The 24,258-nt window shown below is 63.9% G+C and carries 19 protein-coding genes; 15 read left to right on the top strand and 4 right to left on the bottom strand.

Annotation, left to right across the window (positions count from 1 at the left end; translation table 11 throughout):
- Nucleotides 1-1,101 precede the first annotated feature (1,101 nt).
- Nucleotides 1,102-2,499 (bottom strand): PAAR domain-containing protein, encoded by a 1,398-nt coding sequence (locus tag IRZ56_RS00420; RefSeq protein ID WP_196143088.1) that lies wholly within the window; start codon nucleotides 2,497-2,499, stop codon nucleotides 1,102-1,104.
- A 693-nt stretch (nucleotides 2,500-3,192) separates the two neighbouring features.
- Between IRZ56_RS00420 and IRZ56_RS00425 the strand changes: the two genes are divergently transcribed.
- From IRZ56_RS00425 to IRZ56_RS00440, 4 genes are read left to right on the top strand one after another with little or no spacing between them, the layout of a single operon-like run.
- Nucleotides 3,193-4,218, top strand: coding sequence for a polyamine ABC transporter substrate-binding protein (locus tag IRZ56_RS00425; protein ID WP_196143089.1), 1,026 nt, complete (start codon nucleotides 3,193-3,195; stop codon nucleotides 4,216-4,218).
- The gene (locus IRZ56_RS00430; RefSeq protein WP_196143090.1) at nucleotides 4,215-5,132 is read left to right on the top strand and encodes an ABC transporter permease; all 918 of its coding nucleotides are present in this window, start codon (nucleotides 4,215-4,217) and stop codon (nucleotides 5,130-5,132) included. The genes IRZ56_RS00425 and IRZ56_RS00430 overlap by 4 nt, the downstream gene beginning before the upstream one ends.
- A 5-nt stretch (nucleotides 5,133-5,137) precedes the next feature.
- The gene (locus IRZ56_RS00435; protein WP_196143091.1) at nucleotides 5,138-5,947 is read left to right on the top strand and encodes an ABC transporter permease; all 810 of its coding nucleotides are present in this window, start codon (nucleotides 5,138-5,140) and stop codon (nucleotides 5,945-5,947) included.
- Between the two features lie 19 nt (nucleotides 5,948-5,966).
- A complete protein-coding gene (locus IRZ56_RS00440) occupies nucleotides 5,967-7,115 on the top strand; it encodes an ABC transporter ATP-binding protein (RefSeq protein ID WP_196143092.1) in 1,149 nt (382 codons plus the stop codon).
- Between the two features lie 130 nt (nucleotides 7,116-7,245).
- Here the strand turns inward: IRZ56_RS00440 and IRZ56_RS00445 are convergent, their stop codons facing one another.
- Nucleotides 7,246-8,157 (bottom strand): LysR family transcriptional regulator, encoded by a 912-nt coding sequence (locus IRZ56_RS00445; protein WP_196143093.1) that lies wholly within the window; start codon nucleotides 8,155-8,157, stop codon nucleotides 7,246-7,248.
- 99 nt (nucleotides 8,158-8,256) lie between these two features.
- Here IRZ56_RS00445 and IRZ56_RS00450 point away from each other — a divergent pair, with 99 nt between their 5' ends.
- The 10 genes from IRZ56_RS00450 to IRZ56_RS00495 all read left to right on the top strand — a co-directional run bounded on the left by IRZ56_RS00450 (nucleotide 8,257) and on the right by IRZ56_RS00495 (nucleotide 21,714).
- The gene (locus IRZ56_RS00450) at nucleotides 8,257-9,348 is read left to right on the top strand and encodes a tartrate dehydrogenase (protein ID WP_196143094.1); all 1,092 of its coding nucleotides are present in this window, start codon (nucleotides 8,257-8,259) and stop codon (nucleotides 9,346-9,348) included.
- A gap of 183 nt (nucleotides 9,349-9,531) precedes the next feature.
- Entirely contained in the window at nucleotides 9,532-11,130 is a 1,599-nt protein-coding gene (locus IRZ56_RS00455; RefSeq protein ID WP_328310292.1) for a BCCT family transporter, read from the top strand.
- A 176-nt stretch (nucleotides 11,131-11,306) separates the two neighbouring features.
- Entirely contained in the window at nucleotides 11,307-12,425 is a 1,119-nt protein-coding gene (locus IRZ56_RS00460; protein WP_196143096.1) for an aromatic ring-hydroxylating oxygenase subunit alpha, read from the top strand.
- 48 nt (nucleotides 12,426-12,473) lie between these two features.
- Nucleotides 12,474-13,922: an NAD-dependent succinate-semialdehyde dehydrogenase gene (locus tag IRZ56_RS00465; protein WP_196143097.1), complete on the top strand. Its 1,449-nt coding sequence runs from the start codon at nucleotides 12,474-12,476 to the stop codon at nucleotides 13,920-13,922.
- A 62-nt stretch (nucleotides 13,923-13,984) separates the two neighbouring features.
- Complete coding sequence (locus IRZ56_RS00470; RefSeq protein ID WP_196143098.1) at nucleotides 13,985-14,959, top strand: PDR/VanB family oxidoreductase; 975 nt, start codon at nucleotides 13,985-13,987, stop codon at nucleotides 14,957-14,959.
- A gap of 92 nt (nucleotides 14,960-15,051) precedes the next feature.
- Nucleotides 15,052-16,284, top strand: coding sequence for a M20/M25/M40 family metallo-hydrolase (locus IRZ56_RS00475; protein WP_196143099.1), 1,233 nt, complete (start codon nucleotides 15,052-15,054; stop codon nucleotides 16,282-16,284).
- Between the two features lie 121 nt (nucleotides 16,285-16,405).
- A complete protein-coding gene (gene glcD, locus IRZ56_RS00480; RefSeq protein WP_196143100.1) occupies nucleotides 16,406-17,905 on the top strand; it encodes a glycolate oxidase subunit GlcD in 1,500 nt (499 codons plus the stop codon).
- On the top strand, nucleotides 17,905-18,957 hold the full coding sequence (glcE, locus tag IRZ56_RS00485) for a glycolate oxidase subunit GlcE (protein WP_196143101.1): 1,053 nt from the start codon (nucleotides 17,905-17,907) through the stop codon (nucleotides 18,955-18,957). The genes glcD and glcE overlap by 1 nt, the downstream gene beginning before the upstream one ends.
- A gap of 9 nt (nucleotides 18,958-18,966) precedes the next feature.
- Nucleotides 18,967-20,256, top strand: coding sequence for a glycolate oxidase subunit GlcF (gene glcF / locus IRZ56_RS00490; RefSeq protein WP_196143102.1), 1,290 nt, complete (start codon nucleotides 18,967-18,969; stop codon nucleotides 20,254-20,256).
- A gap of 24 nt (nucleotides 20,257-20,280) precedes the next feature.
- Complete coding sequence (locus IRZ56_RS00495) at nucleotides 20,281-21,714, top strand: PLP-dependent aminotransferase family protein (RefSeq protein WP_196143103.1); 1,434 nt, start codon at nucleotides 20,281-20,283, stop codon at nucleotides 21,712-21,714.
- Here IRZ56_RS00495 and IRZ56_RS00500 read toward each other — a convergent pair.
- Complete coding sequence (locus IRZ56_RS00500) at nucleotides 21,707-22,903, bottom strand: CynX/NimT family MFS transporter (protein ID WP_196143104.1); 1,197 nt, start codon at nucleotides 22,901-22,903, stop codon at nucleotides 21,707-21,709. The genes IRZ56_RS00495 and IRZ56_RS00500 overlap by 8 nt on opposite strands.
- Entirely contained in the window at nucleotides 22,900-23,358 is a 459-nt protein-coding gene (locus IRZ56_RS00505) for a nucleoside deaminase (RefSeq protein ID WP_196143105.1), read from the bottom strand. The genes IRZ56_RS00500 and IRZ56_RS00505 overlap by 4 nt, the downstream gene beginning before the upstream one ends.
- Before the next feature lie 245 nt (nucleotides 23,359-23,603).
- On the opposite strand from IRZ56_RS00505, the gene IRZ56_RS00510 reads away from it, so the two are divergent.
- Entirely contained in the window at nucleotides 23,604-24,041 is a 438-nt protein-coding gene (locus tag IRZ56_RS00510; protein WP_196143106.1) for a carboxymuconolactone decarboxylase family protein, read from the top strand.
- The last annotated feature ends 217 nt before the right edge of the window (nucleotides 24,042-24,258 follow it).

Below are 24,258 nucleotides of genomic sequence, written 5' to 3' on the forward strand. Positions count from 1 at the left end.
GCTCACCACGCGCAAGCGTCAAGCGATACGACTACGATTTGAATCGAAAGAGATACATCGCAAACAACCAGAGGACACCGATAGAGAGACAACCTATTGCTATCTGGATGCGACGCTTCAAGCATCGGGGAAGCTCCTCGACATCTTTCGGATCCAACCACCCTCGACGAACCCCTATCGAAGGCCATATGACAGCCGCGCTCATCGCTGAAACGATAAGCGCCCGTGCGTGCAGAGAATGCGTTCCCCATACTTTGATTTCCTCGCTCAGCCCGGAGCTTCTTCCAAACGCACGGCACACAGTTTGGAAATGACGAGAGGCCGCAATATGAATCGTTATCACGATCCCCATCAGCATGAGCAAAAATGGCATGCCCAACAGCAGTAGCTTGGCGGCATTGGACCAATCACTGATATCAATCATAGGTAGCGTCATAGAGCACTTCACCCCAGTTCTCTCCGAAGTACTCGCCCGTTTTTCCGGTGCCTAACGAAGTACTACCGACCAGCGCTATACCGCGAATTGCTTTTCCCCAGAATCCAAAATTGCAAATCAGTCGAGATACCAAATACGCAGGGTTGGCGGGGTATGAGTTGGAGGTGGTGCAGAGTATTCCGTTCCAAGTTAACTGAGGCTTAGTGATGAGAACCAAAACGCCCGCGGCAGTACACCAGGCGTTCGAACTTCGATCATTCAGACAGATAATTATGAAATCCTAGTTAAACTTAAAACAACAACAAGCGATTATCAACCACGCTAATGAAGGCATCTGCAACCAGAAGGAAACCCTTAGGCGCCGCCTCAAATAAGCAGGAAAGCTCTCGTTATCGCCAGGATCCAGTAAACCCTTGCGGATACCCCACTCAGGCCATAGAAGCATTAACGTGGAACCACCAACAATTAGGCTCCGGAATTTTACCGTCAATGTACCCCATGTCCTTATGTCGAATTGGAATCCTTTGCTATTTTGCAGCGCAGCACGCATCACTTCGAAGTGCCCCGTGGCTGCGATATGTGCGATTATTGTCAACCCTACCGTACCCAACAGGAAAGGCACGACCAATAGAGTAAGCTTTGCATAAACAGGCCAACAGGAGATATCAATCATAGATTTGCTCGAACACCAACTCGCCAGTGGTTCTCCCTGCCCCCTCAAGCACTTGGCTTCCAGCAATAGAACTTATCCCTACCAAGACAATACCACACACTGCTCTCCCGGCTGGGGTAAAGGCGCATACGGCTTGCGCCCCCTTCGTCGCTGCAACAGCGCCTAACATGCCTCCTATTACTCCGCCGGAAAAACTTCCGGTCTCTATAAATCGAATCCTTTTACACGCTTCCGTTTCCCCAGCCCGACACGCCTCTTGTACTCTCAGATAAGAAGATGTCGCTCCCAACCCAATCGCCACATATCCCCTATATCTCAAATACCGCGCTGTCTTCGCCACTTCGTCCAAATGCGTCGCATACCCTGGTATTTGCCCAGGCCCACCGGTCTTTTTCCAATGATGCACCAAACTTTTTGGGGAAATCCCAAGATCCCGGCGCAGCCCGTCATAGGTGCCCAGGCTCAACCGCTTATGCAGGAACGACGTACTCAACTGCGCGCTGAGTTGCTGATATAGCGCCTGTCGCGAGGCAAAGAACTCCGGGTTTCTGAGGTGCCCGTGCAAGGCAAACTGCCGCTGGTGCAGTGCCTCGATGCCCTTGAGTGTGTCCTTGACCTGCCCCAGGCCCTTTTCCAGCATGTCCCTTCCCACCCCCATCGAGGTGCTCGCCCCACTCAGGATCCCGGCAATTTCCCCGATATGCACCATCATGAAGTTGGCTTCCTCCTCGCTGAGGATCCCCAACGACTTCCGTGCATGCTCGGCCGCGCGCATCAGGTCGGCTTCTTCACGGGTGCAGGCAGTGTGGTTGTCGGGGTCGCCGATGACGAAGATCTCACCAGCCTTGAAGCCTTGGTCGAACGTGGGGTTAAGCCGCTGGATACGGGCGATGGGCAATGTCTTGTCCTGCTCCAGCAATCCGGCCAGCAATTGTGGGCCAGACATGCTGCGCGGGACGATGTAAAAGCCCGGCTCGAGCGCTTCCTGCGGGAAGGTGATACTCGCCGGCGCCTGCGCGGCGGAAACTGCATGCGCCCGCTCGACAGCGGGCGCTGAACGGGCAATGGGCGTGGCGCCGTCCAGAGCATGACTGTAGGGCACATCGCCATGCAAGGGCGCCATTACCCTGTTGCTGCCAATGGGGCACCTACACTGGACCAGCGCGCCATCCATCGCCAAGGGCTGGCCATCGGAAATCCACCCGAGATAGCCCTCCACGACGACCCCAGGTTCGCCACAGAGGGGACATTCGGTGGTTGCATCCCCGACCCGCAGGACCTTGCGCCCCTCACAGATATATCCCTCGCCACTGGCAATGCAAATGGCCCCGGTCGTGGTGATGTCTCCGTCAACTGCCTGGCCTTTACCCTCAAGACTGACGCGATACATGTACAGGTTCCTTTGCCTGGAAAAGCCAGAACCTAGCAGTTGCAAATCGGAATATTTGCTGGGGAACGGTGAAAGAGAGGCTTCCTACAACAGACCAGGCCAATTCGCATCGTCCAATCATGGGGGAAAGCCCAGTTCCTACAGGCCCACTCTGCCATGCCGCCCCTGGGAAAGCAGGTCTACCTGCGAATTCATTAGTGAATCCACTGACGCATTCGCCGGCAAGCCCACTCTCATAGAACAACGCATAACTATTTGATTTTGCAGGTCCTTTGTGGGAGCGGGCTTGTCCCGCGATAGGGCCGGGCCGGATATCACCGTCGCCTGGCAAAGGCTTCGCCCTTGATCGCGGGACAAGTCGGACCGGCGCACCGCCGCTCCCACAGGGGGAGGCTGCGCTAGCCGCTTGTTCTCTGCGCGACAGCGCAGCCCGAAGGGCTGGGTAATCTTCCACAGGGACGGCGTAGCGTTCTACCGTCCAGCACGGTTGCGTTTTTAGTGATGGCCGGTCGCCTTCGACCTCTTGCTAAAAGTTTGGAATACCATAATATGATATCCCGTAGACCTTGAATTTTCGGCCGCACCTGCACGCGTAAGAACGGCCACGCGACATCGTTGGAAAGCTGCTCCCCGAACACATGGCGGGCGACAGGAAGCCCGCTCAAATAACAAAAGCAATTGAGGGCGTTAACCATGCTGTTAAGCAAACGAGTCACCGCAGTGCTGTCCGCCAGCCTGCTGTCCCTGGCCTGCCAAACCACCCTGGCCGCCGAGAGCCTGAACTTCGTCAGCTGGGGCGGCACCACTCAAGACGCCCAGAAACAGGCATGGGCCGAACCCTTCAGCGAGAGCACCAAGATCAAGGTCGTGCAGGACGGCCCCACCGACTACGGCAAGCTCAAGGCCATGGTCGAAAGCGGCAACGTGCAGTGGGATGTGGTCGACGTCGAGGCTGATTTCGCGCTGCGCGCGGCCAGCGAGGGCCTGCTCGAGCCCCTGGACTTCACCGCCATCCAGCGCGATCGCATCGACCCGCGCTTCGTCTCCGACCATGGCGTGGGCTCGTTCTTCTTCTCCTTCGTGCTCGGCTACAACGAAGGCAAGCTCGGTGCCAACAAGCCGGTCGACTGGACCGCGCTGTTCGACACCAAGACCTACCCGGGCAAGCGCGCTCTGTACAAGTGGCCGAGCCCTGGCGTGCTCGAATTGGCCCTGCTGGCCGATGGGGTCCCGGCCGACAAACTCTACCCGCTGGACCTGGACCGCGCCTTCAAGAAGCTCGACACCATCAAGAAGGACATCGTCTGGTGGGGCAGTGGCGCCCAGTCCCAACAGTTGCTGGCCTCCGGCGAAGCCTCCCTCGGCCAGTTCTGGAATGGCCGCGTCTACGCCCTGCAGCAAGATGGCGCACCGGTGGGTGTGAGCTGGAAGCAGAACCTGGTCATGGCCGATTTCCTGGTCATCCCCAAGGGCGCCAAGAACAAGGACGCGGCCATGAAATTCCTGGCCAATGCCAGCAGCGCCAAGGGCCAGGCCGACTTCGCCAACCTCACCGCCTATGCCCCAGTCAACCTCGACAGCATCGCCCAGCTCAAGCCCGAGCTCGCCCCGAACCTGCCGACTGCCTACGCCCAGGACCAAGTCACCCTGGACTTCGCCTACTGGGCAAAGAATGGTCAAGCCATCGCGGCCCGCTGGAATGAGTGGCTGGTCAAATGAAAGTCGCCATCAACGCCCTGCAAAACGCGCAAGGTGCCCCCAGCGGCACCGGCGCTCCGGGGGCGGCCATAAGCCGCCCGCCCTTGAGCCAACGCTGGCGCGGCAGCCGCAATCTGCTGCCGGCCCTGCTGTTCCTCGGCTTGTTCTTCTTCGCACCACTGATCGGTCTGCTGCTGCGCGGCGTACTGGAGCCGGTGCCGGGGCTGGGCAACTATGAGCAGTTGTTCGCCAATTCGGCCTACACACGGGTGCTGTTCAACACCTTCTCGGTGGCGGGACTGGTGACCGTGATCAGCGTGCTGCTGGGCTTTCCGCTGGCCTGGGCGATCACCCTGGTACCGAGGGGCTGGGGCCGCTGGCTGCTGAACATCGTACTGTTGTCGATGTGGACCAGCCTGCTGGCGCGCACCTATTCCTGGCTGGTGCTGCTGCAGGCGTCGGGGGTGATCAACAAGGTGTTGATGGCGCTCGGCATCATCGATGCGCCGTTGGAGATGGTGCACAACCTTACCGGCGTGGTGATCGGCATGAGCTACATCATGATCCCGTTCATCGTCCTGCCCCTGCAGGCGACCATGCAGGCCATCGACCCGATGGTGCTGCAGGCCGGCTCCATCTGCGGCGCCAGCCCCTGGACCAATTTCTGGAAAGTGTTCATCCCGCTGTGCCGCTCCGGGCTGTTCTCCGGCGCACTGATGGTATTCGTCATGTCGCTCGGCTACTACGTGACCCCCGCCCTGCTCGGCGGCGCGCAGAACATGATGCTGCCCGAATTCATCGTCCAGCAGGTGCAGTCGTTCCTCAATTGGGGCCTGGCCAGTGCCGCCGCCGCGCTGCTGGTACTGATCACCCTGGTGCTCTTCTACTTCTACCTGAAGCTGCAGCCGGAATCCCCGGTCGGCAACGCGAGGTAAACGCCATGCTCCTGACTCCCAATGCCATGGGCCGACCACTGCGCACCGGCCTGTACCTGACCACCGGGGTGATCGCGGCGTTCCTGCTGCTGCCGATCCTGTTCATCGTGCTGCTGTCGTTCGGCTCGTCCCAGTGGTTGGTATTCCCGCCGCCGGGCTGGACCTTCAAATGGTACGAGCAGTTCTTCTCCACCCCCGAGTGGATGGACGCCGCCCTGGCCAGCCTCAAGGTCGCCGTGCTCACCACGGTGTGCGCAGTGCTGTTGGGCCTGCCCACCGCCTTCGCCCTGGTGCGCGGGCGCTTTCCGGGACGCGAGTTGCTCTATGGCCTGTTCACCCTGCCGATGATCGTGCCGCTGGTGATCATCGCCGTGGCGGTGTATGCCCTGTTCCTCAAGCTCGGCTACACCGGCACGCTGTTTTCCTTCGTGGTCAGCCATGTGATCGTCGCCCTGCCGTTCACCATCATCTCGATCATCAACTCGCTGAAGCTGTTCGACCAATCGATCGAGGACGCCGCGGTGATCTGCGGTGCCTCGCGATTGCAGGCGATCTTCAAGGTCACCTTCCCGGCGATCCGCCCGGGGATGATCGCCGGCGGCCTGTTCGCCTTCCTGGTCTCCTGGGACGAGGTGGTGCTCAGCGTGATGATGGCCAGCCCCACCCTGCAGACCCTGCCCGTGAAGATGTGGACCACCCTGCGCCAGGACCTGACCCCAGTGATCGCCGTCGCTTCGACGTTGCTGATCGGCCTGTCGGTCCTGGTCATGGTCATCGCCGCCGCCCTGCGCCGGCGCAACGAAGTCAGCGCCTGAGCGCCCGGAGACAACAACAATGAGTGCAGTGATGAAAGATGCCGCGCCCGCCAAGACCCTGGTCAGCCTGCGCAACCTGAACAAGCACTACGGTGACTTCGCCGCCGTGGACAACATCAGCCTGGACATCCAGGACGGCGAGTTCCTGACCTTCCTCGGCTCCAGCGGCTCGGGCAAATCCACCACCCTGTCTATGCTGGCCGGCTTCGAGACGCCCAGCAGCGGCGAGATCCTGGTCGACGGCCAGTCGCTGGTCAAGGTGCCGCCGCACAAGCGCGACATCGGCATGGTGTTCCAGCGCTACTCGCTGTTCCCGCACCTGTCGGTACGCGACAACATCGCCTTCCCCCTGGCGATTCGCAAGCACAGTGCCGCCGAGACTGCCAAGCGGGTCGATGCCATGCTCAAGCTGGTGCAGCTCGAGAAGTTCGCCCATCGCCGCCCCGCGCAGCTTTCCGGTGGCCAGCAACAGCGTGTGGCCATTGCCCGGGCGCTGGTGTACGAACCACGCATCCTGCTGATGGACGAACCCCTCGGCGCCCTGGACAAGAAATTGCGCGAAGACCTGCAGGACGAACTGCGCCAGTTGCACCGGCGCCTGGGCATCACCATCGTCTATGTGACCCACGACCAGGAAGAAGCCATGCGCCTGTCCCAGCGCATCGCGATCTTCAGCCATGGCAAGATCGTCGGCCTGGGCAGCGGCTATGACCTGTATCAGAACCCGCCGAATGCCTTCGTCGCCTCGTTCCTGGGCAACTCCAACTTCCTTCGGGTCAAGGCCACCAGCAACGGCGCGGCCAGCTTCGAGGGGCAATCGTTGGCGATCCGTCTGACCACCGGGCTGACGGTCGGCCAGGACGCGTTGATCATGGTACGCCCGGAAAAGGCTTTGGCCCTGACGGCCGATCAGGCAGCGCGCGAGGCGTTGCCGGCGGGCTGGAACGAGGTCACGGCCAAGGTGGCCGAGGTGCTGTTCCTCGGCGAGAGCCAGACCTGCCATGTGGTGACCGCAGGTGGCACGGAACTGACCGTGAAGGCGCTGTCGGCGGCCGGAATGGCGATGCAGCATGGCGATAGCGTGAAAGTGCGTTGGGCGGTGGCCGATGCCTGCACCTATACCGAGTGGGCCGAGAGCGACCTGAGCAAGGCCGCCGGGGCGCATTGATCCTTTGCCATGCCTGGGGGCCGCTTTGCGGCCCTTTCGTAGCACCAGGCCGCTCCTCCAGCGAATGGTGCACACGGCTCCTGTAGGAGCGGCCTTGTGCCGAGAAAGGGCCGCAAAGCGGTCCCGGCTATCACCCAGGCAACCGATACCGCTCGGCAAAATACTGCCGGAAGAACTCCACCGCCACCCGCACCTTGGCCGAGCCCGCCAGGGGTGTGGTGTACACCGCCCAGATATCCGCGACTTGCTGGTAACCCTCCAACACCTGCACCAAGCGTCCATCGGCGATGTTGTCGTGCACGTCCCACCATGAACGCAGCAAAATGCCCCGCCCATCCAGGCACCACTGGTGGGCCACCTCGCCATGGTTGCTCGACAGCGCTCCGGTCACCCGCACGCTCTCTTCGCCATCGGGCCCTTCCAGGTGCCACACGCCAAAGGGGTGGTCACGTTCCTTGATCACCAGGCAATCATGGCTGGCCAGATCCGCCAGGCTTTTCGGCGTACCGCGCCGTGCCAAGTACTGGGGGGCCGCGCACAGCACCCGACGGTTGCGTGCCAGGGGCTTGGCGATCAGGTTCGGGGCAATCACGTTGCCGACTCGGATGTCCAGGTCCACCCCTTCGGCGATCAGGTCCACCAGACGGTCGTGCACATCCAGGCGAATGTCCAGTTTCGGGTAGCGCGCGGCCAACTCCGACAGCGCCGGCGCCACGAAGCGCCGCCCCAGGCCCAGACTGCTGGCGATACGCAGTTGCCCCGCCGGTTCGCGCTGGCCGGCATTGAGGTCGTCGTCCATGCGCTGCAGGGCTTCGAAGATCTGCTGCGCCCATTGGTACACCCGCTCCCCCTCCTCGCTCACCGTCACCCGTCGGGTGGTGCGGTGCAATAGGCGCACGCCGAGGTTTTCCTCGAGCAGGCGGATACGCTTGCTGACGAAGGCCGCGGACATTCCGCGCTCGTCCGCCACTGCGGCGAAGCTGGCGCGGCGCGCCACTTGTAGGAAGATATCGAGGTCGTCCAGGTTCGGCAGATTATTCACGATTCGTGCACCAAGAATTGATGGATCGCCGGATTATCTCCGGAACGCGTCCTTATAGCATGGCCTGCATCCGTTACCCAGAACAGCGAGTGCGCCCCCATGAGCAAGACCTTCAAAATCGCCGCCATCCCCGGAGACGGCATCGGCAACGAAGTCCTCCCCGAAGGCATCCGCGTGGTCGAAGCGGCCGCGCGCAAGCATGGCCTGAACCTTGAAATCGAGTACTTCGAATGGGCCAGCTGCGACTACTACCTGGCCCACTGCAAGATGATGCCCGACGACTGGTTCGAGCAACTCAAAGGCTTCGACGCCCTGTACTTCGGCGCTGTCGGCTGGCCGGACAAGGTACCTGACCATATTTCCCTGTGGGGCTCGCTGCTCAAGTTCCGTCGCGACTTCGACCAGTACGTGAACATCCGCCCAGTTCGCCTGTTCCCCGGCGTACCCTGCCCGCTGGCCGGCAAGGCCCCTGGCGACATCGACTTCGTGGTGATCCGCGAAAACACCGAGGGCGAGTACTCGTCCCTGGGCGGTCGCATGTTCGAAAACACCGAGAACGAGTTCGTGCTGCAGGAGTCGGTATTCACCCGTCGCGGCGTCGACCGCATCCTCAAGTACGCCTTCGACGTGGCCCAGACCCGCGAGCGCAAGCACGTGACCTCGGCGACCAAATCCAATGGTATGGCCGTGAGCATGCCCTACTGGGACGAGCGCACCGCCGCGATGGCCGCACACTACCCAGAGATCAGCTGGGACAAGCAGCACATCGATATCCTCTGCGCCCGCTTCGTGCTGCAACCGGAGCGCTTCGATGTGGTAGTCGCCTCCAACCTGTTCGGCGACATCCTCTCCGACCTGGGCCCTGCCTGCGCCGGCACCATCGGCATCGCGCCGTCGGCCAACCTCAACCCTGAGCGCACGTTCCCATCGCTGTTCGAACCGGTCCATGGTTCGGCACCGGATATCTATGGCAAGAACATCGCCAACCCGATCGCCATGATCTGGTCCGGCGCACTGATGCTCGAGTTCCTCGGCAAGGACGGCGACGACGCCCGCTACCAGGCCGCCCACGACGACATCCTCAAGGCCATCGAGACGGTCATCGCCAACGGCGACACCACCCGCGACATGGGTGGCAGCCGTTCCACCCAGGAAGTGGGCAAGGCCATCGCCGAGCTGCTGGGCGCTTAATCGATAAACCTGAGCCGACTGTCAGGATTGTCTGACAGTCGACTTGCAGTACGTAACAATTCAATGCACACTTCGTTAACCAAAAGATATGCGTAAACTTTAGGTTAACAATCGAGGAAAAAAGCTATACCTGACAAGGATTTCCCAAGCGCTTAGCATTCCAAACGCTCCAGGAGACAATTGATGTCCCACAAGAATAAAAAGATTGATGTATTCCTGATCACCGTGAGCCTGATCGCCGTCTTGCTCACTGTTATCGGCCTTGCGCTGTTCCCTGCCGAGGCAGAGAGCATGGCCAACCAGCTGTTCGAACTGTCCACCCGCACCTTCGGCACCAGCGTTCAGGTGTTGGTCTTCGGTAGCTCCCTGGCCGTGCTGTACCTGGCGTTCAGCAAGTACGGCAATATCCGCCTGGGTGCAGGCAAGCCCGAGTACTCCACCGCGACCTGGGTGTTCATGTTCATCTGCGCTGGCATGGGTTCCTCGACCCTGTACTGGGGCGTCATGGAATGGGCCTACTACTACCAGACGCCCGGCCTGAACATCGCACCGATGTCGGCCCAGGCACTGGAATACAGCGTCAGCTACTCCTTCTTCCACTGGGGCATCAGCGCCTGGTCGATCTATGCCCTGGCATCCCTGGCCATGGCCTACCACTTCCACGTACGCAAGAAGAGCGGCCTGAACCTGGCCTCGATCATCGAAGCGGTCACCGGCTTCAAGGCCACCGGCCCCGTCGGCCGCACCGTGGACCTGATCTTCCTGCTGACCATGATGGGCGCGCTGACCGTTTCCCTGGCCCTGACCGCCTCGACCCTGACCCGCGGCCTGACGGACCTTGCCGGCACCCCCAACACCTTCACCGTGCAATTGATGGTGATCGGTGCGGTGGCGCTGTTGTTCTCGCTCAGTTCCTACATCGGCATCGACGGCGGCCTGCAACGCCTGTCGAAGATGGTCTGCGTCGGCGCCCTGCTGTTCGCCGTGGTGGTGTTGCTGGTCGGCCCGACCCAGTTCACCGTCAACAACACCGCCAACGCCATTGGCCTGATGATCCAGCAGTACGTACACATGAGCCTGTTCACCGACCCTGCTGGCGATGGCGCCTTCACCCGCAACTGGACCGTGTTCTACTGGCTGTGGTGGGTGTCCTATGCACCGGGCGTGGCCATGTTCGTCGCCCGAGTGTCGCGCGGCCGGCAAATCAAGGAAGTGGTGTTCGCCCTGCTGATGGGTGGCAGCTTTGGATGCTGGTTCTTCTTCGGTGCTCTGGAAAGCTACAGCATGCACCAGTTCATCAACGGCCAGATCGACGTGCCGAAGCTGCTCAGCACCGTCGGTGGCGAAGCGGCGGTGACCGACCTGCTGCTGGCCCTGCCATGGGGCACGCTGTTCCTGGCGGTGTACTTGTTCATCATGGCGGTGTTCTGCGCCTCGCACATGGACGCTGCGGCCTATGCCGTGGCGGCCACCAGCACCCGTAACTTGCGCGAAGGCGAGGACCCGAGCCCGACCCTGCGTCTGTTCTGGTGCATCGTGCTGACCCTGGTGCCGCTGGCCATGCTGTTCGCCAAGGCATCGCTGTCGACCATGAAGACCGCCGTGGTGCTGACCGCCATTCCATTCATGCTGATCCTGCTGGTGAAGATCTACGGCTTCTTCAAGTGGCTGGCCGCCGATTACGGCCAGGTTCCGGCCTACCGGATCGAGGAAGAGGCTGCGCGCCTGGCTGGCGAGGAACCCGTCGAGCAAGCACCGCGAAGCGCGGCTGCCGTGCACTGAGTTGGGACTGCACTGCCCTGTGAAGGTCAGTGCAGGTAGCGCGGGGACCGCTTGGCGGTCCTTTCGCGGCACAAGGCCGCTCCTACAGAAGAGCGGCTGAACCAAGGCAAATTTTTTTGCCCACCCTGTTAACCCATAGATACGCGTTAACCAATAAGTAAAACCGAGATAGAGCCATGAACGATTTCAAACGCCTGCCCGCCGATTTCTGCGCCAACCCTGAAGTAGCCTTCACCATTCCGGCCAATTTCTACACCCAGGCCGCGGTGTTCGAGCACGAGAAGGAAGCGATCTTCGCCAAGAGCTGGATCTGCGTCGGTCACCGCAGTGAAGTCGCCGAGAAGAACGCCTACATCACCCGTGAGGTGATCGGCGAGAGCATCATCGTCGTACGCGGCCGCGACGACGTGCTGCGGGCCTTCTACAACGTCTGCCCGCACCGTGGCCACCAACTGCTCGAAGGCAGCGGCAAGGCCAAGAATGTGATCACCTGCCCGTACCACGCCTGGACCTTCAAGCTCGACGGCGAGCTGGCCCACGCCCGCAACTGCGAGAACGTGGCCGGCTTCGACAAGGAAAACTCCACCCTGGTGCAACTGCGCGTCGAAGAGTACGCAGGCTTCATCTTCATCAACATGGACATGGAGGCCGGCAGCGTCGAAGACCAGCTGCCAGGCCTGCAGAAGCGTATGCGCGAAGCCTGCGGCGTGATCGACGACCTGCATCTGGCCGCACGTTTCGTCAGCGATACTCCGGCCAACTGGAAGTCGATCGTCGACAACTACCTGGAGTGCTACCACTGCGCCCCGGCCCACCCAGGCTTCTCCGACTCCGTGGACGTCGGCCAGTACAACCACAGCCTGCATGGCAACTGGACCCTGCAGTACGGCCTGGCCAAGCCTTCGGAGCAGTCGTTCAAGTTCGACGAATCGGTCAAGGACCCCTCCTTCGCCGGCTTCTGGGCCTGGCCGTGCACCATGTTCAACGTGCCGCCGGGAGCGAACTTCATGACCGTGATCTATGAGTTCCCGGTCGATGCCGAAACCACCCTGCAGCATTACGACATCTACTTCCTGAACAAGGACCTCACCGAAGAGCAGCTCAAGCTCATCGACTGGTACCGCGAAGTGTTCCGCCCAGAAGACCTGCGCCTGGTGGAAAGCGTGCAGAAGGGCCTGAAGTCCCGCGGCTACCGCGGCCAAGGCCGGATCATGGTCGACCAGCAGCGCAGCGGCGTGAGCGAACACGGCATCGCCCACTTCCACAACCTGATCGCCGTCGCCCACCTGGACTGATGCACCCGGCCGCCGGCCCAGCGGTCGGCGGCCTTCGGAGAACCTTGCGTGAAACTTCAAGACAACAAGCTGTTCCGCCAGCAGGCCTACATCGCCGGTCGCTGGTGCGATGCCGACGGCCGGCAGACCTTGGCGGTCAACGACCCGGCCAGCGGCGAGCTGCTCGGCCATGTACCGCTGATGGGCGCCGCCGAGGCCGTGCGCGCCATCGAAGCAGCCGAGACGGCCCTGGCTGACTGGCGTGGACGTACGGCCAAAGAGCGGGCGAACATCCTGCGCCGCTGGTTCGAACTGCTGCTCGAGCACGAGCACGACCTGGCCCAGCTGATGACCCGTGAACAGGGCAAGCCCCTGCACGAGGCCTTGGGCGAAATCCGCTACGCCGCCTCCTTCGTCGAATGGTTCGCCGAAGAAGGCAAGCGCGTCTACGGTGACGTGATCCCAAGCCCGGCCAACGACAAGCGCCTGCTGGTGATCAAGCAAGGCATCGGCGTCTGCACCGCGATCACCCCGTGGAACTTCCCGGCGGCGATGATCACCCGCAAGGTCGCCCCGGCCCTGGCCGCTGGCTGCACCATCGTGGTCAAGCCGGCCAACGAAACCCCGTTCAGCGCCCTGGCACTGGTCGAACTCGCTGAGCGCGCGGGCGTCCCGGCCGGCGTGTTCAGCGTGGTCACCGGCGATGCCCCGGCCATCGGCGCCCAGTTCACCGGCCACCCGAGCGTGCGCAAGCTCAGCTTCACCGGTTCCACCCCGGTAGGCCGCCTGCTCATGGGCCAATGCGCCGAAACCATCAAGAAAGTCAGCCTGGAGCTGGGTGGCAACGCGCCGTTCATCGTCTTCGACGATGCCGACATCGACGCCGCGGTCGACGGTGCGCTGATCGCCAAGTACCGCAACGCCGGGCAGACCTGCGTGTGCGTCAACCGTTTCTATGTGCACGACAGCGTCCACGAGCGATTCGCGCAGCGTTTCGTCGAGCGCGTGCGCGCCCTGACGGTCGGCCACGGCCATGCCGAAGGCACGCAGATCGGCCCGCTGATCAGCGACAAGGCCGTGGCCAAGGTGCGCAGCCTGATCGACGACGCCACCGGTAAAGGCGCCAGCGTGCTGCTCGGTGGCAAGGCCCACGCACTGGGAGGGCAATTCTTCGAGCCGACCGTGCTCGCCGACATCGCCCCTGGCATGGAGTTGTTGCAGGAAGAAATCTTCGGCCCGGTGGCCGCATTGGTGCGCTTCACCACCGATGACGAAGTGATCGCGCTGGCCAACGCCACCCAGTACGGCCTGGCGGCGTATTTCTACAGCCGCGACCTGGCCCGCGTGTTCCGCGTGGCCGAGCGCCTGGAGTACGGCATGGTCGGCATCAATACCGGGCTGATCTCCAACGAGGTCGCACCGTTCGGTGGCGTCAAGCAATCGGGCCTGGGCCGCGAAGGCTCCAAGTATGGCATCGAGGACTATCTGGAAATCAAGTACTTGTGCCTCGCCGTTTGAGCAGGCCAGTATCCGTGCCACGCGGCAGGGCCTGCCGCGTGTGCTGCAAGTCGAGGTGAACCATGGCCAAGCAATACGAAATGTTCAAGGTGCGAGTCACCGACGTGGAACAGGCCACGCCGCTGATCAAGCGCTTCACCCTGGCCCGCGAAGACGGCGCCGCCCTGCCCGCCTTCACCGGCGGCAGCCACGTCATCGTGCAGATGCAGTCGGCCTGCGGCAACCGGTTCAGCAACGCCTACTCGTTGATGAGCGACCCGCGTGACCTCTCCCACTACCAGATCGGCGTGCGCCTGGAAGAGCAGTCCAAGGGCGGTTCGGCGTTCATGCACAACCAGGTCGAGGTGGGCAGCGAACTGACCATCTCCACCCCCAACAACCTGTTCGCCCTCGACCCTGCGGCTGGCCGCCATGTGCTGATCGCCGGCGGCATCGGCATCACCCCGTTCCTGGCTCAGTTGCACGAGCTCGAAGGCAGCGGTACCCCCTACGAACTGCACTACGCCTTCCGTGCGCCGGAACATGGCGCCTTCCAGGGTGATCTGGAAAGCGGGCCCCATGCACAAAGCACCCGCTTCTACATCGACAGCCTGGACCGCAAGCTGGACCTGACCGGCCTGTGCGCGGGCCTGGCCGATGACGCACACCTTTACGTGTGCGGGCCCAAGCCGCTGATCGATGCGGTGATCGCCACTGCCGCCGCTGCAGGCATTCACGACTCACGCGTGCACTGGGAGCAGTTCGCCGCCGCCGCGCCTGCCGCAGGTGCCGCGTTCACCGTGGTGCTGGCCAAGTCCGGTACCGAGCTTGAGGTCGAGGAAGGCATGACCATCCTCCAGGCCATCGAGAAAGCCAAGGCGGCCAAGGTCGAATGCCTGTGCCGCGAAGGCGTGTGCGGCACCTGCGAGACCGCCATTCTCGAAGGCGAGGCCGAGCATTTCGACCAGTACCTGAGCGACGAGGAGAAAGCCTCGCAGCAAACCATGATGCTGTGCGTGTCCCGCGCCCGCAGCGCCCGCCTGGTGCTGGACCTGTAACACCCAGTGCGCCGGTGCTCGCCTGCGGGCCGGCACCGCGCGCAGTGGTCTAGGCTGTACCTCTTGACCACAAGGAAAAGAGGCCCAAGCCCATGCTTTTGTCACGCCCTCCCTACGCCATGGCCCTGGCGCTGTGCATCGCCTGCTCACCGGCGCTCGCCGCCGAGTCTTCCCCCCACGACCTGCTCGAGCAGGCCCAGGCCGAGCAAGCGGCCTACCTCGCCACCCTCAAGACCCTGGTGTCGGTCGATACCGGTACCGGCACGCAAGCAGGCCTGGCCCAGGTCGGCGCGGAACTGGCCAAGCGCCTGAAGGCCCTGGGTGCCGATGTGCATACCAGCCCGGCCAAACCCTCGGTGGGCGACAACATCGTCGGGACATTCAAGGGCAACGGCAGCAAGGATTTTTTGCTGATGGTGCATTACGACACGGTGTTCGGCCCAGGCACCGTAGCCAAGCGGCCGTTCCGGGTGCAAGGCGAGCGCGCCTATGGCCCAGGCGTGGCCGATGCCAAGGGCGGCGTGGCGATGATCCTGCATGCGCTCAAGCTGCTGCAGGACCAGCAGTTCAAGGGGTATCGCACGCTGACCGTGCTGTTCAACCCGGATGAGGAAATGGGCTCGGCGGGTTCCAAACAGCTCATCGCGCAGCTCGCCCGCAAGCATGACTATGTCTTCTCCTACGAGCCGCCGGACAAGGACGCGGTGACCGTCGCCACCAACGGCATCAACCGCCTCAAGCTCGAGGTGAAAGGGCGCTCCTCCCACGCCGGCTCCGCCCCCGAGCAAGGCCGCAACGCCTTGACCGAACTGGCCCACCAGCTGCTCCAGCTCAAGGACCTGGGCGATGCCAGCAAAGGCACCACGGTGAACTGGACCCTGGCCAAGGCCGGCGAGAAAGCCAACATCATCCCGGCCCTGGCGAGTGCGCAAGCCGACATGCGCTATTCGGACCTCAGCGAAACCGAGCGTGTGGCGGCCGATGCCAGGCGCATCGCGCAAAAGCACCTGATCGAAGACACCCAGGCCACCGTGACCCTGGAAAAAGGCCGCCCGCCCCTGGCCCGCAACGAAGGCTCGCGCCAGTTGGCCGAGACGGCCCGAGAGCTGTACGGCCAGATCGACCATACCCTCGAACCCATCGCCATGCGCTTTGGCACCGACGCCGGCTATGCCTACGCACCCGGCAGCGCCAAGCCGGCGGTGCTGGAGACCATGGGTGTGGTCGGTGCCGGGTTACATGCCGAGGATGAATACATCGAGCTCGCCAGCATCGCCCCACGGTTGTACCTGACGGTGGCGATGATCAGGCGCCTGGCGCAATGATCAGCGCGGCCACTAACGCCTCAACCGCCGGCAAGCCCGCTTCCACAGGGATACGAAGGTAGCCGGCTCGCCGGTGATTGGGGCGCTACAGCCATAACAAGAACAATTCGGCGAACGACACATGAACATCCTCTACGACGACCGTCTCGACGGCCCGTTGCCCACGATCGACAAGGCCCAATTGCTGGCCGAACTGCGCAGCACCCTGCCGGACCTTCAGGTCCTCCACCGCACCGAAGACCTCAAGCCCTACGAGTGCGACGGTCTCTCGGCCTACCGGACCGTCCCCTTGCTGGTGGTGCTGCCCGAACGCATCGAACAGGTCCAGGCCCTGCTGCGCCTGTGCCACCGTCGCGGCGTCCCGGTGGTGGCACGCGGCGCCGGTACAGGCCTTTCTGGCGGTGCCCTGCCCTTGGCGCAAGGCATCCTGCTGGTGATGGCGCGCTTCAATCGCGTCCTCGAAGTCAACCCGCAAGGCCGCTTCGCCAGGGTCCAACCCGGCGTGCGCAACCTGGCGATCTCCCAGGCCGCAGCGCCCCATGGGCTGTACTACGCGCCAGACCCTTCGTCGCAGATCGCCTGCTCAATCGGCGGCAATGTCGCGGAAAACGCCGGTGGCGTGCACTGCCTGAAATACGGCCTGACCGTGCATAACCTGCTCAAGGTCGACATCCTCACCATCGAAGGCGAACACCTGACCCTGGGCAGCGACACCCTCGACAGCCCCGGCTTCGACCTGCTGGCCTTGTTCACCGGCTCCGAAGGCATGCTCGGCATCGTCATCGAAGTCACCGTCAAGCTGTTGCCTAAGCCCCAGGTGGCACGGGTGCTGCTGGCCAGCTTCGACAAGGTCGAGGACGCCGGCCGCGCGGTGGCCGGCATCCTCGACGCCGGCATCATCCCTGGGGGGCTGGAAATGATGGACAACCTGGCGATCCGCGCCGCCGAGGACTTCATCCACGCGGGCTACCCGGTGGAGGCCGCGGCCATCCTGTTGTGCGAGCTGGACGGCGTCGAAGCCGACGTGCAGGACGACTGCCAACGGGTCGACGCCGTGCTGCGCCAGGCCGGTGCCCGCGACGTGCGCCTGGCCTGCGATGAGGCCGAGCGCGCGCGCTTCTGGGCCGGACGCAAGAACGCCTTCCCTGCGGTAGGGCGCATTTCGCCCGACTACTACTGCATGGACGGCACCATTCCCCGCCGTGAACTGCCACGGGTACTGGAGGGCATCGCCGCACTGTCCGAGGCCCATGGCCTGCGGGTGGCCAACGTGTTCCATGCCGGCGACGGCAACATGCACCCGTTGATCCTGTTCGACGCCAACCTGCCCGGCGAGCTGGAGCGCGCCGAAGCCCTCGGCGGCAAGATCCTCGAACTGTGCGTGGCGGTCGGCGGCAGCATCACCGGCGAGCATGGTGTCGGCCGCGAGAAGATCAACCAGATGTGCGTACAGTTCAACGACGACGAGCTCACCTTGTTCCACGCGGTGAAGGCGGCATTCGACCCCAATGGCCTGCTCAACCCCGGCAAGAACATCCCCACGCTGCATCGCTGCGCCGAGTTCGGTGCGATGCACGTACATCACGGACAGTTGCCCTTCCCTGACCTGGAGCGCTTCTGATGAGCCAGGATTGCGACCTGAGCGAACGTCTGCTGGAGCAGGTCAACCAGGCCCTGGCAATGGGCACGCCGTTGCGTATCCAGGGCGGCAACAGCAAGGCCATGCTCGGCCGCGCGGTCGCTGGGGAAACCCTCGATACCCGCGAGCACCGTGGCATTGTCCACTACGACCCCACCGAACTGGTGATCAGCGCCCGCGCCGGCACGCCTTTGCAACACATCGAGGCGGTGCTGCACGAGGCCGGGCAGATGCTGCCGTGCGAACCCCCTCACCTGGGCCCTGACGCCACCCTCGGCGGCATGGTCGCAGCGGGCTTGTCGGGCCCACGCCGGCCCTGGGCGGGCGCGGTACGTGACTATGTCCTTGGCACCCGGGTCATCACCGGCCATGGCAGGCTGCTGCGCTTTGGCGGCGAGGTGATGAAGAATGTCGCCGGTTATGACGTGTCCCGGTTGATGGCGGCAAGCTTCGGCTGCCTGGGCCTGCTGACCGAGGTGTCGTTGAAGGTACTGCCGCGTCCTCGACAATGCCTGAGCCTGCGCCTGCCGATGACTGTACGCCAGGCCCTGGGCGAGCTGGCCGAGTGGGGTCAACAGCCGTTGCCGATCAGCGCCGCCTGCCACGACGGCCAAGCGCTCTACCTGCGCCTGGAAGGCGGCGAAGGGTCGGTGCTGTCGGCGAGCCAGCGCTTGGGGGGCGAGACGGTCACGAGCCATTTCTGGACAGACTTGCGCGAGCAGCGGCTGCCGTTCTTCGAAGACCCTGCCCCGTTATGGCGGCTGTCGCTGCCCAGCGTCACCGGCGAGCTGGCTCTGCCCGGCCAACAACTGATCGACTGGGGCGGCGCCCAGCGCTGGTTGAAGTCTTCGGCCCCCGCGACGCTGATCCGCGAGCAGGTCGCCAAAGTCGGTGGCCATGCCACGGCCTACACGCCCGGCGACGACAGCATGTCGCCGTTGCCCCCGGCGTTGATGCGCTACCACCGCGCCCTCAAGCGACAACTCGACCCCCAGGGGATCTTCAACCCTGGGCGCCTGTACCCGGACCTGTGAGGCGATGCCATGCAAACCAACCTGAGCGATGCCGCCAAGCGCCTGGCCCGTGCCGACGAAGCCGAGCGCATCCTGCGCAGTTGCGTGCACTGCGGTTTCTGCACCGCAACCTGCCCCACCTACCAGTTGCTGGGGGACGAGCTGGACGGGCCACGCGGACGCATCTACCTGATCAAGCAGGTGCTCGAAGGCGCACCGGCCAGCGCCAGCACGCAGTTGCACCTGGACCGCTGCCTGAGCTGTCGTAACTGCGAAACCACCTGTCCTTCGGGCGTCAAATACCACGACCTGCTGGACATCGGCCGCCCCGTGGTCGAGCGGCAGGTACCACGCCCCCTGGGCGAGCGCCTGCTGCGCCAAGGCCTGCGGGCGGTAGTGCCGCGCCCTGCACTGTTCACAGCGCTCGTTCGTGCCGGGCAGGCTCTGCGGCCCCTGCTGCCGGCAACGGTCGAGGCGAAGCTGCCAAGCCAGGTGCCCCACCCCGGTGAACGACCGGCACCGCGCCATGCGCGCCGCGTACTGCTGCTCGAAGGCTGCGTGCAGCCGGCGTTGTCACCCAACACCAATGCCGCTGCCGCACGCCTGCTGGACCGCCTGGGCATCAGTGTCGAGCCGGCTCCGGGCGCCGGTTGCTGCGGCGCCGTCGATTATCACCTCAATGCCCAGACGCAAGGCCTGGCGCGCGCCCGGCGCAACATCGACGCCTGGTGGCCGGCGATCGAAGCCGGCGCCGAGGCGATCGTGCAGACGGCCAGCGGCTGCGGGGCGTTCGTCCGCGATTATGGCCACTTGCTGGAAAACGACCCACGCTATGCCGCCAAGGCTGCCCGGGTCAGCGCCCTGGCCCGGGACCTGGTGGAAGTGCTACAGGCCGAGCCGATCGAGCGCCTGGGACTGTGCGCCGAGCAGCGCCTGGCCTTTCATTGCCCCTGCACGCTCCAGCATGCCCTGAAGCTCGGCGGCGCAGTGGAACAGTTGCTGACCCGCCTGGGTTTCACCCTGACTCCGGTTGCCGATGGCCACCTGTGTTGCGGCTCTGCGGGCACCTACTCGCTGACCCAGCCCACGCTCTCGCGTCAACTGCGGGACAACCGCCTCACTGCCCTGGAAAGCGGCGACCCCGAGGTCATCGCAACCGCCAACATCGGCTGTCAGGCACACTTGGGCAGCGCCGGGCGCACACCGGTGCGCCATTGGATCGAGATCGTCGAGGCAGCCGTTCAAGGCCCTGTCGGCTGCGGTACACCTGTATGTGGGCTTGGCCCCTTGCAGCCCGACCCACAAAACCCGAAGCTCTGATCATCCTGCATTTCGGACAACCCCATGGAACTGCATATCCGCCTGCAAGGCCGCAAAGGCCTGGCCGACCAGCTCTACCAACAGCTGCGCGCCGGCATCGACAGCGGCCATCTGGCCGCCGGCACCCAGTTGCCCCCCACCCGCCTGCTCGCCGAACAATTGGGCGTGTCACGCAAGACGGTGGCCGAGGCCTATTCACGCCTGACCTACGACAACCTGCTCAGTGGCGTGGTCGGCCGCGGCACGTTCATCACCCCGCGCAAGCCGTTGCAGGCCAGCGACGCCCAGCCCGTTCCCCTGGCCGCCGCCGATACGTTGCAACGCTGGCAGCAGCGCGCCACGGTGCTAGCCGGGCAGGCCCAGGATGCGCCATCGCGTCATGACTTCGTCGGCGGCGCCTCGAGCAAGGCGCAATTCCCCTTCGACCAGTGGCGCAGTTGCCTGCAATACGCCCTGCGGCGCAGCCAGCGCCACCCCCAGCGGCATTTCCCTGCCCAAGGCCTGCCCGAACTGCGCGAAGCCATCGCCCACCACATCGCCTTCGCCCGCGGTGTGCATTGCAGCGCAGCGGATGTACTGGTGTGCAACGGCGCTCAACAGGCCCTGGACCTGATCGCCCGGGTACTGATCGAGCCGGGCTGCCAGGTGGCCATGGAAGACCCCGGCTACCCCCCGGCGCGCCAGCTGTTCCTGGCGCTGGGCGCGCGCATGCAAGCGGTGCCGGTGGACGATGAAGGCATGTGCGTGGAGCAGATCGCCGATGGCACGCGGCTGATCTACGTGACGCCCTCGCACCAATTCCCGCTGGGCATGCCGATGAGCGAGCGGCGGCGTATGGCCTTGCTGGCCCGCGCGGCCGAGCTCGGCGCACTGATCATCGAAGACGACTACGACTGCGAATTCCGCTACCAGGGGCCTGCCAGCGATGCCCTGCAACGCCTCGACCGACACGGCCTGGTGGCGTATGTCGGGACCTTTTCCAAGACCTTGCTACCGGAGCTGCGTCTGGGCTACGCCGTGCTGCCGCCAAGCGTGCTGCAAGCGGCCTGTGCGGCCAAGCACCTGACCGACTGGCACAGCCCGACCCTGCAGCAATGGGCACTGGCACGCTTCATCAGCGAGGGGCACCTGAACAAGCACATCCGCCGCTGTCATGAGGTGTACAGCACACGCCGCGAACGGATCCTGGCACGCCTGGACGGCGACCTGGCGCCCTGGCTGACGGCGGTGCCGGCCAACGCCGGCTTTCACCTCAGCGCCCTGGCAAGCCCCGGGGTGAATGTGGAGCTGCTGGTGAGCCTGGCGCGCAAGGTCGAGGTGGGCCTCTACTCGCTGGCCCCATTCTTCAACGAAGCCCCGGTACGCCCGGGGCTGCTGTTCGGCTTCGGGGCCATCGAGCTACTGGACATCGACCCGGCGCTGGACCGCGTCCGCGATACCTTGCAGGGCCTCAGCTGACCATCGCCTGCGCCGCCTGCCCCGGGCGGGAAATGGCGGTGGCATAGCCTCGCGGGACGAAGCGCACGGTCACCAGCAGCATCGCCACCACGGTGATCGCCAGCAATGTCCAGGAGGCCTGGAAGTCCCCGCTCACATCACGCAGCCAACCGGTGATATACGGCACGATACCGGTGATGATGAAACCGATGCCCTGGACGAACGCCGCCAGGCTGCCCGCTTGCGCGGGGTCTTTCTTCAAGTGCTCGAGGGTCAGGGTCAGGCTCAGGCTGAAGCATGCGCCCAGGCCCAGGCCGATCATCGCCACCCACACGCCCATGGCCAGGGTCGGCGCCAGCAGCAGGCCAAGGAAGCCCAGCAGCTGGATCGACAGTGCCAGCCACAGGCCCGGCCGACGGTCCGCCAGGCTGCGCAGCAACAGCGGCAGACCCAGGGCCCCGGTGACCTGGAAGATGGTCATCAGGCCCACCAGCTCACCGCCACCCTGGGCAGTGCCGCCATGCTCGATATGGTAGGCCGGCAACCAGGCCACCATACTGGTATAGCCGCCGTTGATCAGGCCGAAGTAGCTGGCCAACAGCCAGGCCCGACGGTTGCCGAACCAGTGCCCACCGCCACCCCCGGCCAGCTTCGGCGTATTGTGCCGTGGCCTGAGTACCAGCCAGGCCAGTACAGCCAGCACGGCGGGCAGTGCCCAGACGCCCAGGCCGGTCTGCCAGCGCCCGCTGGCCTCGCTGATCGAAGGCCCGAGCACCGCCGCCAGACCTCCCCCGCTCATCAAGGCCGCCGAGTACAAGCCCATGGTGGTCGCCAGGCGCGTGGGGAACCAACGGTTGACCAGGCCCGGCATCATGCCCTGGACGATGGCCACGCCGAGCCCGGCCAGCACCGCACTGGCGATCAGCGCCCAGGCGCTGTCCAGTTGCAGCCGCCATAGACACGCCAGGGCGATCGCCGCCAGCCCCATGAGCATGCCGCCATGCTCGCTCAGCCAACGGCGCAACCAAGGTTGCAGCAAGGGGACCAGGCCCATGCACAGCACCGGCAGAGCCGTCAGCAGAGCTGCTTGCTGGTAGCCAAGGCCGGTACTGGCGCGCATGGGTTCGAGCAGCGGGCCGATACTGGTGAGGATCGGCCGCAGGTTCAGCGCCAGCAGCAGCACCAGCAACAGGTTCAGTGCACCTCTCATGCCTGGTGCGCCTGCTTCCACTGAAGGTACAGGTCGGCCTCCCCGGCAGGCTTGAGCGGTTTCAGGGGCAGGCTCTGCTGCTGAGGCGGGCGCGCCATCTGTGCGTATACCGCGGCGGTGGACAGGCCATAGGGCTCGCCTTCGTCATTGTCATAGGCAAACCAGGCCCGTTCGATGCCGCACAAGTGCATGGCCGCCAGGCACATCGGGCACGGGTGGCCGCTGGCATAGAGCTCTGCGCCGTCCAGGCGTGGTTGCCCCAGGGCCTGGGCAGCCTTGCGGATCGCCTGCATCTCGGCGTGGGTGGTCGGGTCCTGGGTGCTGTGGATTTCATTGACGGCACGCGCCAACACCTTGCCCTGGTACACCAGCACGGCACCGAACGGGCGCCCGCCAGCCTGGATGTTGGCGCGGGCCAGGTCGAGGGCTTCGCGCATGAAACGTTCATCGGACATCGTTGGACTCTCTGGGTGCAAGACCCGGTCATTATCCCGCCTTGGCCAGGCGAGCCAAAATGAAGAGATTGGATGCAGGTCAGTGGCCCCCTGAATGGATCGATTGGTCCCCTGGCAAAACCTGGGATTGGCTATCGGGCGATCCATGGCCCGGCGCTAAGGTATGACCCAGTGGGAGCGGGCTTGCCCCGCGATGGGTCGCAGCGCGGCCGAGAACACTATCCACCCTCACACCGGAGTCAACCATGCACGACCGTATCGAATGGGCCAAGCACGCCCCGCAAGCCTACAAAGCCATGATCGGCCTGGAGCAAGCCCTGGCCAACAGCGGCCTGGAGAACTCGCTGCTCGAACTGGTTCGGCTGCGCGCCTCGCAGATCAACGGCTGCGCCTATTGCGTCAACATGCACGCCAACGATGCGCGCAAGGCCGGGGAAACCGAAGCCCGCCTGCAGACCCTCTGCGTCTGGCAGGAAACCACTTATTTCACGCCCCGCGAACGGGCCGCCCTGGCTTGGCTGGAGTGCCTTACCCGCCTACCCGAACGCGGCGCGCCCCAACCGCAGTACGAAGCGCTGCTGGAGCATTTCGAGCCCGCTGAAGTGGCCAACCTGACCCTGGCCATTGCCACCATCAATGCCTGGAATCGTTTTGGCGTGGGCTTTGCCATGGTGCCGGCCTGATCGACCTGGACAGCTTCATCGCGGAACAAGCCCACAGAGAACAAGCGGCTAACGCCGCGCCCCCTGTGGGAGCGGGCTTGCCCGCGATCAAGGGCGAAGCCCTTGCCAGGCGACGATGATATCGGGCCCGGCCCAATCGCGGGACAAGCCCGCTCCCACAAAGGACCTGCAAACTCAAATAGTTATGCGTTGTTCTATGAGAGCGGCCTTGCGCCGC

The sequence above is a fragment of the Pseudomonas guariconensis genome (genome assembly GCF_015680235.1).
GTDB lineage: Bacteria > Pseudomonadota > Gammaproteobacteria > Pseudomonadales > Pseudomonadaceae > Aquipseudomonas > Aquipseudomonas guariconensis_A.